18 protein-coding genes and 1 tRNA gene are annotated in these 14202 nt (G+C 29.6%); 5 read left to right on the top strand and 14 right to left on the bottom strand.

Features of this window, described 5'->3' with window-relative positions; translation table 11 throughout:
- Window positions 1–52: 52 nt before the first annotated feature.
- Window positions 53–280 (bottom strand): hypothetical protein, encoded by a 228-nt coding sequence (locus EU91_RS03830; protein ID WP_032524512.1) that lies wholly within the window; start codon window positions 278–280, stop codon window positions 53–55.
- A 31-nt stretch (window positions 281–311) separates the two neighbouring features.
- Window positions 312–533, bottom strand: a complete 222-nt coding sequence (locus EU91_RS03835; protein WP_032524511.1) for a hypothetical protein — start codon at window positions 531–533, stop codon at window positions 312–314.
- A gap of 162 nt (window positions 534–695) precedes the next feature.
- Between EU91_RS03835 and EU91_RS0108630 the strand changes: the two genes are divergently transcribed.
- Both EU91_RS0108630 and EU91_RS03840 read left to right on the top strand, forming a co-directional pair.
- Complete coding sequence (locus EU91_RS0108630) at window positions 696–1097, top strand: hypothetical protein (protein ID WP_032524510.1); 402 nt, start codon at window positions 696–698, stop codon at window positions 1095–1097.
- Window positions 1098–1106: 9 nt separating this feature from the next.
- Window positions 1107–1301, top strand: a complete 195-nt coding sequence (locus EU91_RS03840) for a hypothetical protein (protein ID WP_032524509.1) — start codon at window positions 1107–1109, stop codon at window positions 1299–1301.
- A 92-nt stretch (window positions 1302–1393) separates the two neighbouring features.
- On the opposite strand, the gene EU91_RS03845 is transcribed toward EU91_RS03840, so the two are convergent.
- A complete protein-coding gene (locus tag EU91_RS03845) occupies window positions 1394–1735 on the bottom strand; it encodes an HNH endonuclease (protein ID WP_032524508.1) in 342 nt (113 codons plus the stop codon).
- A gap of 138 nt (window positions 1736–1873) precedes the next feature.
- Between EU91_RS03845 and EU91_RS03850 the strand changes: the two genes are divergently transcribed.
- Window positions 1874–2695: a sulfite exporter TauE/SafE family protein gene (locus EU91_RS03850; RefSeq protein WP_032524507.1), complete on the top strand. Its 822-nt coding sequence runs from the start codon at window positions 1874–1876 to the stop codon at window positions 2693–2695.
- Window positions 2696–3139: 444 nt separating this feature from the next.
- A complete protein-coding gene (locus tag EU91_RS03855; protein ID WP_032524506.1) occupies window positions 3140–3367 on the top strand; it encodes a hypothetical protein in 228 nt (75 codons plus the stop codon).
- A 269-nt stretch (window positions 3368–3636) separates the two neighbouring features.
- Here the strand turns inward: EU91_RS03855 and EU91_RS03865 are convergent, their stop codons facing one another.
- The 11 genes from EU91_RS03865 to EU91_RS03905 all read right to left on the bottom strand — a co-directional run bounded on the left by EU91_RS03865 (window position 3637) and on the right by EU91_RS03905 (window position 10798).
- Window positions 3637–4431: an ABC transporter permease gene (locus tag EU91_RS03865; protein WP_032524504.1), complete on the bottom strand. Its 795-nt coding sequence runs from the start codon at window positions 4429–4431 to the stop codon at window positions 3637–3639.
- Window positions 4428–5222, bottom strand: a complete 795-nt coding sequence (locus EU91_RS03870; protein ID WP_052041277.1) for an ABC transporter permease — start codon at window positions 5220–5222, stop codon at window positions 4428–4430. Before EU91_RS03870 ends, EU91_RS03865 begins: the two co-directional genes overlap by 4 nt.
- On the bottom strand, window positions 5212–6207 hold the full coding sequence (locus EU91_RS03875; protein ID WP_032524503.1) for an ABC transporter ATP-binding protein: 996 nt from the start codon (window positions 6205–6207) through the stop codon (window positions 5212–5214). The genes EU91_RS03870 and EU91_RS03875 overlap by 11 nt, the downstream gene beginning before the upstream one ends.
- 79 nt (window positions 6208–6286) lie before the next feature.
- Window positions 6287–6676: a DUF2862 domain-containing protein gene (locus EU91_RS03880; protein ID WP_032524502.1), complete on the bottom strand. Its 390-nt coding sequence runs from the start codon at window positions 6674–6676 to the stop codon at window positions 6287–6289.
- A 73-nt stretch (window positions 6677–6749) separates the two neighbouring features.
- Window positions 6750–6896, bottom strand: a complete 147-nt coding sequence (locus tag EU91_RS09395; RefSeq protein WP_193741613.1) for a hypothetical protein — start codon at window positions 6894–6896, stop codon at window positions 6750–6752.
- Window positions 6897–7619: 723 nt separating this feature from the next.
- Window positions 7620–7877 carry a high light inducible protein gene (locus EU91_RS09390; RefSeq protein ID WP_032524500.1) on the bottom strand — a complete coding sequence of 86 codons (258 nt, stop codon included), beginning with the start codon at window positions 7875–7877 and terminating at the stop codon, window positions 7620–7622.
- Window positions 7878–8232: 355 nt separating this feature from the next.
- Window positions 8233–8309, bottom strand: a tRNA-Met gene (locus EU91_RS0108625).
- A gap of 45 nt (window positions 8310–8354) precedes the next feature.
- On the bottom strand, window positions 8355–9320 hold the full coding sequence (locus tag EU91_RS03890; protein ID WP_032524499.1) for an asparaginase: 966 nt from the start codon (window positions 9318–9320) through the stop codon (window positions 8355–8357).
- Window positions 9321–9815, bottom strand: a complete 495-nt coding sequence (locus tag EU91_RS03895; protein WP_032524498.1) for a CGLD27 family protein — start codon at window positions 9813–9815, stop codon at window positions 9321–9323. It abuts the gene before it with no gap.
- Between the two features lie 10 nt (window positions 9816–9825).
- Window positions 9826–10170: a ribosome silencing factor gene (rsfS, locus tag EU91_RS03900; RefSeq protein WP_032524497.1), complete on the bottom strand. Its 345-nt coding sequence runs from the start codon at window positions 10168–10170 to the stop codon at window positions 9826–9828.
- A complete protein-coding gene (locus EU91_RS03905; protein ID WP_032524496.1) occupies window positions 10160–10798 on the bottom strand; it encodes a DUF3318 domain-containing protein in 639 nt (212 codons plus the stop codon). Before EU91_RS03905 ends, rsfS begins: the two co-directional genes overlap by 11 nt.
- A 106-nt stretch (window positions 10799–10904) precedes the next feature.
- Between EU91_RS03905 and carB the strand changes: the two genes are divergently transcribed.
- On the top strand, window positions 10905–14198 hold the full coding sequence (gene carB, locus EU91_RS03910; RefSeq protein ID WP_032524495.1) for a carbamoyl-phosphate synthase large subunit: 3294 nt from the start codon (window positions 10905–10907) through the stop codon (window positions 14196–14198).
- Window positions 14199–14202 lie beyond the last annotated feature (4 nt).

Below are 14202 nucleotides of genomic sequence, written 5' to 3'. Positions count from 1 at the left end.
TTGATAATTAATAATATAAATAAATTTCTTTGTAATAATAAAATAATTAAATTTATTTTTTCTTAGGAAATAACTTTCCTATTTTCTCTTGCTGCAAAGTCTCTTTTTTTGTCCTTATTTTTTTATCTTCTAGTGATTCTTTATTAGTGCTTACAGCATATATTATATAAAAAATCATACCAGTAAATATTAACCCTAAAAAAAGGATCAATATCCCTAATGGTTCACTAGGACTAAAAATTTTGAGGTCTAAAGCTGTATTAAGGGAAATTATCACAATTAACTAATTCCATAAAAACTATTTCGGAAATCTAATTGATTTCTTCGTAACCATAAAATTTAGTGGAATCTGCATTTTTATAGCCATTAGCTGCTTCCTGGAGATTCTCACTGTCAATTTTTCTTGCTTTAGCATGAATCATATTGAATGGAAAAATAACAGCTCCAACGAAAAAATGTAGTATTAAAAAATCTGAGGGTAGTCCATTTGTCCAATCAGGGAAAAATAGCAATGTCATCAATGAATCATTCATATTAGTAGTCAAATAAACCTCTGACTATTATTGCTGAACATAATACATTACTAATAATTTTTAATAAATTGAAATTTAATTTCCTTTTAAAACCCAAAAGGTCTAATTGAAAAGATTACAAAAAAAACTGTTATATTACTTATATATATTGATTTATATCTGTTGTTGAACTTCCTTTTTGGTTTATTTTTCTTTTTAGTCTACCTACTAAACCCTCCAATAGGGTTAGCTTTTGATACGTCAGACCCAAGTGTAAGCTTGCTACAAAATAGGATCTCTAACAACTTCTCCAGTAAATATTGCAAAGCTATTCAAAATGGTTTCTCTAAAGATGAAGCGATGAAGTCTGCAATTGTAAAGACAGAAAATATTATCTCTTTTTCTTATAATCCTCAAAAAAAATGGATAGAGAAAGATGACTTGGCAAATCAAATTTCATTGCAAGTAGTAAATAATTGCGGACAGTCTTTTGGCTTGATCGGAAAGGAGGGAATTGCTTATTTTAAATCATATTTTTTAGAAATATATGAAAAAACAACACCTGACAAAAATTTTTCTAGATAGATTAAAATTATGAACAATATTTCAGACAAATTTGTATTGACAATAATATTAATTACTATCCTCTTTGTATTTGGTTTGGTTTTTTCAGTAAAATCTCCTGAAAGAAAAGTTATAGATTCGCCAATTATATGGAAAGAAGATTATTCCAATATTTCAATTTTTAGGAGTAATAAATTTAATTTTGACGGGAAAAGAATAATTTGAACAAATTTCAATACTATATTGCGAAATAGGAAGTGCTTTTATGCCTGATTTAAAATAATTTTGGGAATCTTAATTAATTTATTTTTTCAGTCCTAATTTAAGTAGTTTAATAAAACAGACGCTAGTTTCAAATCCTCATTAAACCATGCTCGTATTGCCATAGCCCTTCTAGGATCGTAAAAATTTTGCTTTCTATACCAACTAAGAACTTCAGAATCTGATTTTTTACCGTTACAAGATAAGCAACATGGTACGCAATTACTTGTAATGCTAATACCCCCTTTTGACACTGGATGAAGATGATCAAGTGATTCTGATGGTTTACCGCAATAAATGCATTTATATTTAGTAAGTTTATAAAGCGATTCTCTCCAACTTTTGTTATTTATCTTTGGACATAGCTGATCAAGGTAAATTGCATCTTGTTCATGCATAATATTCTTGATTTTTAAAATTATAATAACAGTTTTTATTTAACTATGATTTAAAAAAGAACAATAAAAGTGTGCAAGCTTTATATCTCTTTAGAATACTAATAATAACTAAATATAAAACATTAGAATTTAGATTTAATGCTTTATTTATTAACAATTTTAGAAAATAAATATGATTTTTCTCTTTACAAAACTATTTCTATATTTTTGATATCCTTTTTTTCTAATACGTTTTCAGCAATTTCTGGAGGTGGAGCGGGCTTACTTCAATTGCCAGCCTTGATTTTATCTGGTGTTCCTTATTATCAAGCTTTAGCTAGTCATAAATTAGCAACAGTAGCATTAGGGCTAGGAGGTTCATTGAGAAATTACAAATCTCTTAAAAATGATATCCATGTTGTTTGGAAAATTTTGATTTTTGGCCTACCTGGAGTGATTCTTGGAGCTTCGATCGTTGAATTTATATCAGAACAATATTTATACCTATTCTTAGGAATAATTTCGGTGTTACTGGCATTTTACACATTTTTTAAATCAGATTTAGGTTTGTCTTCTGGAAATAATGCACTTAATTTTATTCATAAAGTAAGATTTTTTATTTTTATTTTCCTAATTGGTGTTCTAAACGGTTCAATCTCTTCAGGAACTGGATTGCTAGTAACGATGCTTTTAATAAGAACATTTGGAATGGATTTTCTTCGTGCTATAAGTCTGACATTTTTTACAGTTGGTATTTTCTGGAATTTCACCGGAGCTATTTTTCTGAGTAGAATAGAACCTGTACCTTCAAATATATTGCTATTATTGATAATTGGTTCTTTTACAGGAGGATACTTTGGCGCTCATTTATCAAAGTTAAAAGGAAATAAACTTATAAAAAATACTTTTACAGTTGTCTGTTTTTTTGTTGGGATTAGTTTATTTATTAAATCTATAATTAGTTTTTTGAAGATTAATTGATAGATAAATTTCATACGAAGTGATCAAAAAAACCAATATAGTCCTTAATATTCAATAATTATAAATTCAATTTTTGTTTTACCCTAAATTTTTATGCATTACAAGTTGTTTAAAGCAATCTTTTAGTCAAGAATTAATTTTATAAAAGAAAAAAAAAGGCCTCACATTTGTGGGGCCGGGTGATGGGGAACTTTATTTTTAATCCAATTTCTCGAAAATTGCAACCCCCTATCTGTAGTGGAAAATTAATCATGTTTATACACTACCGGTAGTGCTTTTTATATTTTTTGTCTTTTTAAGTTTTACATTTCTGAAATTATTACGTAAATTTAACTTTATTAGTTAGTATCTAAAATCAGTAATTAGGTGTTTTTAGTAATTAAACTTGTTAAAAATGTCATGCATTGTATTATTCAAAAGGAATATGTTAATAAAAAAGCTTAAATGATTGAATTAACATTACTAACTCTTTTGAACTTTGTTGGAGATAATTTCTGTGAATATAGAAATTTAGGTCATGATAATTATAAATCTTTACTTCTTTCTTATAGTGATGCGAGTTATAAATTTGGACCATTAGAAGTAAAAAATGTTATCGAGAAGTCCGAAAATTTTAAAGTTGCAGCAGTTGCTGTCGCTGCAATTAAGTGCCCTCAGCATATAGTTAAATAATGAAGCTTGAACTAAAAACTGAAAATGAAAGTCAAATAAAGTCATTTTCAAATATTTTAAAGACTGTTTTTTTTCTCGTGCTAATAATTTTCTTTTGCGATGTTGCCTTCAAATTACGAATTATTTCTAGACACTTTCAAATTACATACTATTGTAAACTTTTATCTGTTGAAAAATCAAAACTTAATTTTGATAGCCTATCCAGGCTTTCTAATTTGAAAAGTAAACAGAAAATTTGGGAATTTTGTAGGGAGGTTGTTAAATAATATTTAGCTAGAAGCTGAAGTATAGAATTTTAATGCAAATAACCAGAACTTTCTTGAAGTAACAAGAAATATCGTTGCAATAATAACTTCAAGTAATATTTCCCATAATTGAGAAATTCCTAGGAAAACTTCAGAAGGTATATTAGTTATAAATGCTATAGGAATAAATACACTAAAAAATATTCTTAGAGATAAAGAAAATGAATTCAATGGAAATCTTCCAATATAAAGAAAAGATCTTAAAACTTCAGTTGCATTCCATGTTTTAACAAACCAGATAGTAGTCGTAGAAATAAAAAACCATAAGCTATATAAAATAGAAATAGAGCAGATTATAGTAACCAAAGATAAAGTTAGAAAACTTAGATTTAAATTTATTTGATTGATTCTTATGCAATATAACAGCAAGAAAAATCCAAGCATAATTTCTAACAAGCCAGATGGGTTTATTTTTTTTAATGAGATGTAGAATTGACTATCAATAGGTTTTATAAGTACGAAATCTAAAGTTCCCTCTCTAATATGTTTAACTATTTCAGTAAGATTAGGATTGAACCATGTATTAGTTATTCCATTCAATATTGTATAAATACCTTGAATTATTAAAGCTTGTTCAAATTTCCAGCTTCCAATACTACCGTTGTTTTGAAAGAAAATAGATAATAAAAAAATACTTCCTATCAAACTGAAAATTGCAGTAACTAAATCAATTATTATATTCGTTTTATATTCCAATTCCGAAGCTATAGAAGTATGCAAAAATTTTGAATAAATTTTTAAATATTTTCTCAGGCTCATGATCCCATCGCAGTGTATTTTTTCGTCCCAGCTGACCATATATTTCTAAATATTGGAATCAATAATAGAATCCAAAGAATTTGCATGCTAAAGCCTCCAATAATATTTGTTTTATTACCTGATAGTAAGTTTGCCGGAAAATCGATTAGGTATGGAAAAGGAGTTAAATAAACCCAAGATTTTACATATTCGGGAAAGGATGCTACTGGAGCTAAAAGACCTGATAGAAATAAAGTTGGGATAAATATTAATCTCTCGATTGATGATGCTTTCTCTGTCCAGAAACATAGACAAGCAACTATTGATTGAATTAAAAACTGTATTAAAAAAGATAAGAAAGTTGCTAATGTCGATAATACTAATATTCCTAAATTTGGGATCCATATACTTTCTGGATTAAAAATAAAAAAGAAAAATGCAATTATAATTGCGAAAGGAAATCTTGTGATTTGTTCCGCAAGATGTTGTGCGAAATACCTTAAAAATGGATTTAATGGTTGGATTAGATAAGGAGATACTCTCCCCATAAGAGAGTCTTCTTCGAAGCTAAATACAACCCAAACTACTGAAAACTGTCTCACAAAAAAAGCACACAAGAAATACCTGGAAAGCATAACTACACTAATGTTTATTGATTCATTAAGATTATTGTTTGTCCATATGTTTAACATAAAAAAAGGAATAATCCCTGAAATCGCCCATAATGCAATTTCTACCCTATATTCCAACATGTTTGAATATTGGACTTTTAGTAAGGTGAATATTTTATGGTTAATCAAATTAGATATCATATTTTTTTTTAATTAATATTTTTCCAATAATTTCATCTACAGGCGGTTCATTTATATACAGGTCATCAATATCAAAATTATTTAGAATGTTTTTCAATGCAGAAGTAACGGAGTTTTTTTCAACTTTTATTGTAATTTCATTTTTTGTTTTATTTTTAATAGAGAAACCAAGGTTCTCCAATTTAGTGGCATCTTCTTCCGAACTACAAACTATTAATATTTCCTTAACAGGAGATATTCTTTTTAATAATTGATCAAGTTTTCCATCATATGAGATTGATCCATTGTGAACACAAATAACCCTTCTGCATAGAGATGTGATGTCTTTCATATAATGGCTTGTTAGACATATCGTTGCATTAGTTTCCTCATTATATTTTTGAAGAAATTCTCTTAAATTTCTTTGTGCATTAATATCTAAACCTAGTGTCGGCTCGTCTAAAAATAGAATATTTGGTTCATGTATCAATGCTGCTAGTAATTCTGACTTCATACGCTGACCAAGCGATAATTTTCTAACAGGTATGAATAGCTCATTATCTATTTCAAGCATTTCTGATAATTTCTTTATTCTTCTTTTCGCTTCTAACTTGTCTAAGTCATAAATTGATGCATTTAAATAAAATGATTCAATTGGTGGTAAATCCCAAATAAGTTGTTGTTTTTGACCCATTATTAGGGTGATTTTCTTGAGGAAATTTTCTTTTCTTCTAAACGGTAAGTGGCCTGAAACTAAAATTGAACCTTTACTTGGATAAATTAAACCACAAAGCATTTTTAAAATTGTTGTTTTCCCTGCTCCATTAGCACCAAGAAAACCTACTATTTCTCCCTCTTTTATTTCAAAACTTATGTCGTTTATAACTTTTAAACTTTTTGTTTGTCTTTTAAAAAAATGCTTTATTGTTCCTTTTAAGCCTGGCACTTTGGAGGAAATATTAAATGACTTATACAAATTTCTTACTTCGATTATATTTTTTTCCATTTCTATCTTTAAAATCTCCTAAATTTTTTAATTTAATTAATTTTTAAATTTTCTTTATTTTAGAAAATATTTTATTTATTTAAAAAATATCTTTAAACGATACAACTAACCAGAGAAAAAAGTTAATTGGATTTAGTAACTCTCTAACCTTATTTTTATTTTCATATTTCAATTTTTTTAAAGCTTCTGAAATTAAATAATTTTTTTCTTTTTTATCAATAATTTTTTTTATCACATTACCATTTTCGTCAAGGAGGTCGATTTCATTTTCAAAAAACCATTGTTCTTTTCCATTAGATAATTCTAAAACCACCCCAATACCCTTTCCGTCCGTTATTTTGAAATCAATTATTTTCCCTACCGAAGAAATATTTAAAGCATTAATAATTTCTTGATTAAGCCTATCTTTTGATAGTTCTAAATTTACCTTAACAGAATTTCCTATTTTAGTTTTATCTAGAATTGACATTTTTAGGTTATTATACTTATTCGCAAAAGAATTATGTGGTTAATTCTAAATAATTGATTTATTTCAATAATTATTATGATTTTTTGAATATCGCTTCAAGAATTCTTTTTATTGAAATTGTTGATATTCTCAAGAAGACAAAAAATAAACCCAACCAGCCTATGATAATAGCGATTGATAGTAAATTTGAACCTAGATCACGCTGTAGTAAATCCTGCATTAATTCTTAAACAAATAGTTTTTTTAACACTATATTATTAACTTACTTCTTAAGGAAAAGTGGTAACTTCCATCCGTATTTAAAAATTTTATTTTAAAACTATTTAATTCAAATGATTTATGAGCTAAAGTTTAATAAAATTATGGTAGATATTTTGGAGCTATCTTTAAATTCTTTTATTGGTATATTTTTTATCATTATTGGACTAATAGTAAGAATTGATTTAAAGTTTTCAATGCAAAAGGATCTTTAATAAGTTTTAAATACTTATTTTTATGCATTTAAAAATCCTAATTTATTCTTTAACTAAGTATAGTTAAGTCAATATAAATTAAGAAATATATTTTAGACTGTTTTAAAACGATGCAAAAGGAAGGTTCTACTTCTGACCTTCGGTTTATTAATAATCTGGTTATAAAATTTAATGCATTGATTTAACAAGGCTTAAATTTACTCCATTGGGTTTTCTCCTTTAAAACTTTTAATTTAGTTAAACCTAAATATAAAAGTATGCCTTTTAAGTCATTAGCCATAACTTAGAGGGTTTTATCTATTGCAATTCCAAAATTTAAATATTTTTAAAGCGAAATAGTGGAAACTAGCCTTATTGAAAAAAAAACAGCCAAAATAAATAGCAAATGTTTTTAATACAAATGTGGCATATTGCAGCTAATGCTTTTCAGACTTATTTACAACATTTTTAACAAAATTATAATTCCTCACTTAAAGTATTGGATATGCTATCCATCCAAATAGAGTGTAATTAATGATGACAGCCATGAAGCCTATCATTGCTAATCTTCCATTCGTTCTTTCCGCAATAAACCAATAGCTATTTGGCCATACAAAATCCCTACCCATATTAGGTATTTGGTCTTCTGAGGGTGGAGTCTCTTTAAAATTTTCTTGTAGATCAAGATAATAATTACTATCTGGGAAAAAGCTTTCGCTTCGAATATTGTCTTCTTTTTTTAGTACCATTTTATTAGAAATTTAAATTTTTATATATTTTAAAAACTAAAAATGATAAATAGGTAAATAGATCACATTTTGGTCGTTTAGTTATAAAAATCTATAACATGTCTTCTTTATTTATTAGTTTTTATTCTTCTTCCCCAGATATAAAAAGTATGTGTTCCCTTTTATTTCTTCCAAGTAGTTATCTAACAAATCTTCTCTTAGCTTCTTTTTATTTGATTGTATCCTTAGGCCACCCTTTTTTTAGGATATTCAATTCCATTTGAATAACGCACAATCTAGAGAATAAAGTGAATATTTTTTATATAAAAGCACTGTAGCTGCAAAAAAAAGTCTCCTTAAAGGAGGCTATGAAAATTGGTGGCGGGGGGGAGATTTGAACTTCCGACCTTCGGGTTATGAGCCCGACGAGCTACCAGACTGCTCTACCCCGCGACATATACATAGCATACATCTAGAAGTGTTGTTTTTTTTATTTCTTTAGGATTCTTGGAATTTTAATTGACCTTTTACTTCAATTCTCACTCCTTGAGAAAAATTGAATACTTTCTCTTCAATGTCTTGGATTCTTAATTCAGATATCCAATCTAGTTGTTTAAGTAGGTGGAGACTTACAGCATGCTTGGCTCTTCTTGAACCATCTTCAACTTTTAATGCCAGTCCTATTCCATCATTTAATTTACAAAGGCACTGAATTCCTTCGGCACCACCTTTACCTATAACTTTTCCATGAGAGGACTTTATTATTTCCGTATCAAATTTATTGTTGTCACTAATCATTATTGGGTTAGTTGTCATAGCTCTACTGATTTGCTCTAATTCAGCATTTTCGGAGCTGCTTAAAAGTGAATATAATTTAGACATTTCTATTAGCTTTAAATAAAGTGTTGGGGCACCACAATCATCACGTTCTGCATTTATTTCAGTTACGGGGATTTCAAGTAATTCAGAAATTATTCTGAATATTTCTATTTGAAGAGGATGATCTCCCTTTAAGTAACTCTCTAATGGCCAATTCAATTTTTTACATGTGGCTAGGAAGGCAGCATGTTTACCTGAACAATTATGTTCTAATGGACTTGTTTTTAATATTGGACATTTCAAATTATTGATGTCGATGTCATATTCCCATAAAATTTTGAAGGCTTCCCTCGAATGTAGTTTTGTCCCACTATGTGAACCGCATGCTAATGCAATTGATTTTGAAGCATTATTAATTTTTGATGCAGCCCCACTGCTAACAAAAGGTATTGCCTGAAATGGTTTTAAAGCTGATCTTATAAAACTTTTATATTCTGGATTTCCTGCGCACATTAAAACCCTTCCTTTTTTATCGCTAATAACAGCATGAACTTTATGAATCGACTCAATTTTTGAACCTCTTATTAACGTTGCTTGTAAAGGGGGATTATTCGAAGTGTAGAGATTTTTGAAGTTTGAACTCATTTAAAAATTACTATATTGAAAAAGCAAAATTCCTGATAAAGCTAAGACTAAGATAATAGAAAGAATTTGAATTAAATTTCTTAAAATAGGTTTTACCTCAATTGAGGCAATAAGTGATTCTTTTTCCTTTAAAACTAATGGCTTTATCCATACTTGACCGTCATACCAACCTGATTCTTCATACTCAACTTTTTCAGAGGTTAATCTTTTAAATATGTGATTCCATCCTAAATATAATCTTATGGAAATCAGAAGAGGTATTGATAAACTGCTAAAAAAACTTATCAGTATGTATTTAAAAATTGATTTTTCGAAATATATACTTCCTGAAGAAATAACGAGAAAAATAACAAAAGCACCTAACCAAAATTTTATCAATACAAAAATAAGTGACTTTTTGGTCTTTGGCCATGAAAAAATGATTGATTTTGATAATTCAATGAATTCATTTGTGGGTTGTTGTTCCTTAGGGACAGGGCATTTAGAATCGCTCATGATGTGATAATTATGGAAATGTAAGATCGTCTCCATTACTCCAAAATGATTCAAGATCGTAAAATTTTCTTATTTCTGGTTGGAAAATATTCACAATTAAATCACCATAGTCTAGTAAAGCCCATTTAGCCTCGCTAACCCCTTCTTTTCTTATTGGTTCAATTTTGGCTTTCTCTCTCAACTCCCCCTCTACAGAGTTAGTTATAGATCTAACTTGTACATCAGATAATCCCTCTGCTATTAATATCCATTCGCTAATAAACGAAACTTTATCAATTTTTATTAGCTTAATATCTCTAGCTTTTTTTTCATCACAAGCTTTGGCTGCCATATAAACCAAACTTTTATTGTCCATATACATTTTCACTTGAGACAGATTTTTCTGAACCTTCTTGCTGAGATAATTCTGATCTTGCTTTTTCTGCACTTTTTCTTAAGGCATCTAATCTATCTTCAAAGAAACTTCTTTTTTTCTTTTTTCTAGTGTTCTCAATTAACTCCTTTAAAGCTCCTCCGAGGCTTTTATAAGCATTTGGGATGCTATAACCAAATCTACAAGCTAGGTCTATTGCTCTTTCGTCAGCAAGAATAGCGTCTTGAAGTCTTTTTTCAGAATTATTCTTTATATATAGCCTATATCCTGCAAAACTCGATAATCCAAGAGCTAGTAATAGAAGTAATCCATCTTGTACCCATAGCTCCCCTATTGCTCCTCCAAGACCTATTGCAAGAGCAGCCATTTCCCAGCCATCTCTGGGTATTGTGTCATTTTGAATTTTCCCTACTTCATGCCAAAATAATAAATTTCTGTGGTCAATAGCAAAATTATCCCATTTTTCTAAATCTATTTGTATTTCTACTTCGTCACGACCGATTTCCTCGAGGGTTATTAAGGGTGGATCTATAGCTGCAGCAGCTTCAACAAATACCCAACTTTCATTTTCTGGAGGCAACAAACTTTTAAGTCGCTGAAGTTCGCTCATAAAAAATTAATTTCTTTCAATACTATAGAAACAAATGTTGCTTTTCAAGTAACTTGATTAACATCTGATGATTTATAAGTAGCATGAAATAAATGAAGTTTTAATTATGCCTCAAAGAGGTGATCTTAAAAAAATTCTTATTCTAGGTTCTGGCCCGATTGTTATTGGACAAGCTTGCGAATTTGATTACTCTGGTACTCAAGCCTGCAAAGCTTTAAGAAAAGCTGGATATGAAATTATCTTAATAAATTCAAATCCCGCATCGATAATGACTGATCCTGAGATAGCAAGCAAAACATATATTGAACCATTAACTCCTGAAATTGTTTCTCAGATTATTTTAAGGGAGAAACCTGATGCAATTCTTCCCACCATGGGAGGTCAAACTGCTTTGAATCTTGTGGTTAAATTATCAGAGTTAGATTTTTTAAATAAAAATAATGTTGAATTAATTGGTGCTGATTTAAAAGCTATTAATAAAGCCGAAGATAGAAAATTGTTTAAAGAATCTATGGAAAAAATAAATGTAAATGTGTGCCCATCTGGTATTGCGTCTGATTTAACTGAAGCAAAAAATGTATTAAAAAAAATTAATTCTTATCCTTTAATAATAAGGCCTGCATTTACCTTGGGTGGAGTAGGAGGTGGAATTGCATATAACCTTGAAGAATTTGACGAATTGTGTAAAACAGGATTAGAGGAAAGTCCTAGTAATCAGATATTAATTGAAAAATCACTTATTGGATGGAAAGAGTTTGAATTAGAAGTTATGAGAGACAATGCAGACAACGTTGTAATTGTTTGTAGTATTGAGAACTTAGATCCAATGGGTGTTCATACTGGAGATTCTATTACTGTAGCGCCTGCACAGACACTAACTGATAAGGAATATCAGAGATTGAGGGACCTGGCATTGAAAATTATTAGAGAGGTAGGTGTTGAAACTGGGGGCAGCAATATTCAATTTGCAATTAATCCAATTAATGGAGAAGTAATTGTCATCGAAATGAATCCTCGTGTAAGTAGATCCTCTGCTTTAGCAAGTAAAGCAACTGGATTCCCAATAGCTAAGATTGCAGCTTTATTATCTGTTGGCTATACACTTGATGAGATTATTAATGACATTACAAAAAAAACACCCGCATGTTTCGAACCGTCAATTGATTACGTCGTTACTAAAGTGCCTAGGTTTGCTTTTGAAAAGTTTAAAGGCTCTTCAAATACCTTAAGTACATCTATGAAATCTGTAGGGGAGTCTATGGCTATAGGTCGTTCTTTTGAAGAATCATTTCAGAAAGCCTTAAGGTCCTTAGAAGAAGGTATCTCTGGATGGGAATGTGATTCACTAGATCTAATTAAAAACGAAAATGACTTAAAGAATAGTTTAAGAAACCCAACATCTGAGAGAATTCTCATAGTTAAAAAAGCAATGGAGCTTGGAAAAACTAACTCTTATATTCAAGAAGTTACGAATATAGATTTATGGTTTATTGAAAAATTACGAAATATCTTAAATTTTGAAATTGAATTTTTGAAGGATAAAGAACTTTATAATTTAGATAGAGATTTGATGCTACATGCTAAACAATTAGGCTTTTCAGATCAACAGATTGCAAAGTTGACTAATTCTGAGTTTTTTGAAGTAAGAAAATATAGAAAAGATTTGCAAATCATTCCCACTTATAAAACTGTTGATACTTGTTCAGCTGAGTTTTCATCTTCAACTCCTTATCATTATTCAACTTACGAGGACTATTTTATTAATTTAAATTCTCAAGTTTTTGAAAGCGAGATTTCAGAAAATTTTAAATCAAAAAAAATTATGATTCTTGGTGGTGGCCCAAACAGAATTGGTCAGGGAATAGAATTTGATTACTGTTGTTGTCATGCTTCATATCAAGCTTCCACAAATGGTTATAAAACAATAATGGTTAATAGTAACCCCGAAACCGTATCAACGGACTACGATACAAGTGATATCTTATATTTTGAGCCTGTAACTTTAGAGGATGTATTAAATATAATAGAAACTGAAAATCCTCATGGTTTGATTGTTCAATTTGGAGGTCAAACTCCTCTGAAATTATCAATGCCTTTATTTGAGTGGCTTAAATCTAATGATGGACTAAGAACTGGATCAAAAATTCTCGGTACCTCGCCAATCTCAATTGATTTAGCAGAAGATAGAGAGGAATTCACAAAAATACTTGAAGAATTAAATATTAGGCAACCTTTAAACGGATTAGCTAGTAATGAAAATGAGGCACAAAATGTAGCAAAAAATATAGGGTTTCCTTTGGTTGTAAGACCTTCTTATGTATTAGGTGGAAGAGCAATGGAAATTGTTAAGAATGAGAATGAATTATCGAGATATATATCTGAGGCATCCAGAGTATCTCCTGATCGTCCAATTCTTCTTGATCAATATTTGAATAATGCTATTGAAATAGATGTTGATGCTTTATGTGATTCAGAAGGTTCGGTTGTAATTGCTGGTCTAATGGAGCATGTTGAACCTGCAGGAATTCATTCTGGAGACTCGGCCTGCTGTTTGCCATCCATATCTCTTTCAAGATCGACATTAGATACAGTTAGAAAGTGGACTAAATTAATCGCAAAAAGACTAAATGTTGTTGGTTTAATTAATTTACAATTCGCAGTTACCAATTTAGATAATGATGAAAACAAAGTTTTTATACTAGAAGCAAATCCAAGAGCTTCCAGAACTGTCCCGTTTGTTTCAAAAGCTATAGGTAAACCAGTTGCTAAATTAGCTACTCAGTTAATGCAGGGTTTTACATTAGAGAATATTAATTTTACAGAAGAATTTACTCCAAAATATCAGGCAGTAAAAGAAGCTGTTCTACCATTCAAAAGATTTCCTGGATCTGATACACTACTCGGTCCTGAAATGCGATCCACTGGAGAAGTAATGGGTTTAGCAAAAGATTTCGGAATCGCTTATGCTAAATCAGAATTAGCGGCCGGTAATGGTGTTCCTTGTGAGGGCGTTGCTTTTTTGTCTACAAATGATTTAGATAAAAAAAATCTTGATGAAATTGCCAAGGAATTGTTGATTTTAGGATTTAAATTAGTCGCAACAAAAGGTACTGCAAAATATTTATTTGATTTAGGTATTCAAGTTGAGGAAGTTCTAAAAGTACATGAAGGCAGACCAAATATAGAGGATTTAATTCGTTCGGGACTTATTCAATTAATAATTAATACTCCAGTTGGTTCACAGGCTCTTCATGATGACGCATATTTGAGAAGAGCTGCTTTAGAATATAATATCCCAACTTTTACAACGATTCCTGGAGCAAAGGCAGCCTTAAAAGCAATTAAATCTCTTCGAAGTAATAATATTGATATTTACTCACTACAAGAAATCCATAAATAATAAA

This window comes from Prochlorococcus marinus str. GP2 (assembly GCF_000759885.1).
Taxonomy (GTDB): domain Bacteria; phylum Cyanobacteriota; class Cyanobacteriia; order PCC-6307; family Cyanobiaceae; genus Prochlorococcus_A; species Prochlorococcus_A marinus_J.
This window is presented reverse-complemented; position numbering and strand designations above follow the sequence as displayed.

Bases quoted from the DNA above. Each gene is read 5' to 3' on its own strand.
- EU91_RS03835 (WP_032524511.1), bottom strand. From the start codon at position 533: ATGAATGATTCATTGATGACATTGCTATTTTTCCCTGATTGGACAAAT.
- EU91_RS03840 (WP_032524509.1), top strand. From the start codon at position 1,107: ATGAACAATATTTCAGACAAATTTGTATTGACAATAATATTAATTACT.
- EU91_RS03845 (WP_032524508.1), bottom strand. From the start codon at position 1,735: ATGCATGAACAAGATGCAATTTACCTTGATCAGCTATGTCCAAAGATA.
- EU91_RS03850 (WP_032524507.1), top strand. From the start codon at position 1,874: ATGCTTTATTTATTAACAATTTTAGAAAATAAATATGATTTTTCTCTT.
- EU91_RS03855 (WP_032524506.1), top strand. From the start codon at position 3,140: ATGATTGAATTAACATTACTAACTCTTTTGAACTTTGTTGGAGATAAT.
- EU91_RS03865 (WP_032524504.1), bottom strand. From the start codon at position 4,431: ATGAGCCTGAGAAAATATTTAAAAATTTATTCAAAATTTTTGCATACT.
- EU91_RS03870 (WP_052041277.1), bottom strand. From the start codon at position 5,222: ATGATATCTAATTTGATTAACCATAAAATATTCACCTTACTAAAAGTC.
- EU91_RS03875 (WP_032524503.1), bottom strand. From the start codon at position 6,207: ATGGAAAAAAATATAATCGAAGTAAGAAATTTGTATAAGTCATTTAAT.
- EU91_RS03880 (WP_032524502.1), bottom strand. From the start codon at position 6,676: ATGTCAATTCTAGATAAAACTAAAATAGGAAATTCTGTTAAGGTAAAT.
- EU91_RS09395 (WP_193741613.1), bottom strand. From the start codon at position 6,896: ATGCAGGATTTACTACAGCGTGATCTAGGTTCAAATTTACTATCAATC.
- EU91_RS09390 (WP_032524500.1), bottom strand. From the start codon at position 7,877: ATGGTACTAAAAAAAGAAGACAATATTCGAAGCGAAAGCTTTTTCCCA.
- EU91_RS03890 (WP_032524499.1), bottom strand. From the start codon at position 9,320: ATGAGTTCAAACTTCAAAAATCTCTACACTTCGAATAATCCCCCTTTA.
- EU91_RS03895 (WP_032524498.1), bottom strand. From the start codon at position 9,815: ATGAGCGATTCTAAATGCCCTGTCCCTAAGGAACAACAACCCACAAAT.
- rsfS (WP_032524497.1), bottom strand. From the start codon at position 10,170: ATGGACAATAAAAGTTTGGTTTATATGGCAGCCAAAGCTTGTGATGAA.
- EU91_RS03905 (WP_032524496.1), bottom strand. From the start codon at position 10,798: ATGAGCGAACTTCAGCGACTTAAAAGTTTGTTGCCTCCAGAAAATGAA.
- carB (WP_032524495.1), top strand. From the start codon at position 10,905: ATGCCTCAAAGAGGTGATCTTAAAAAAATTCTTATTCTAGGTTCTGGC.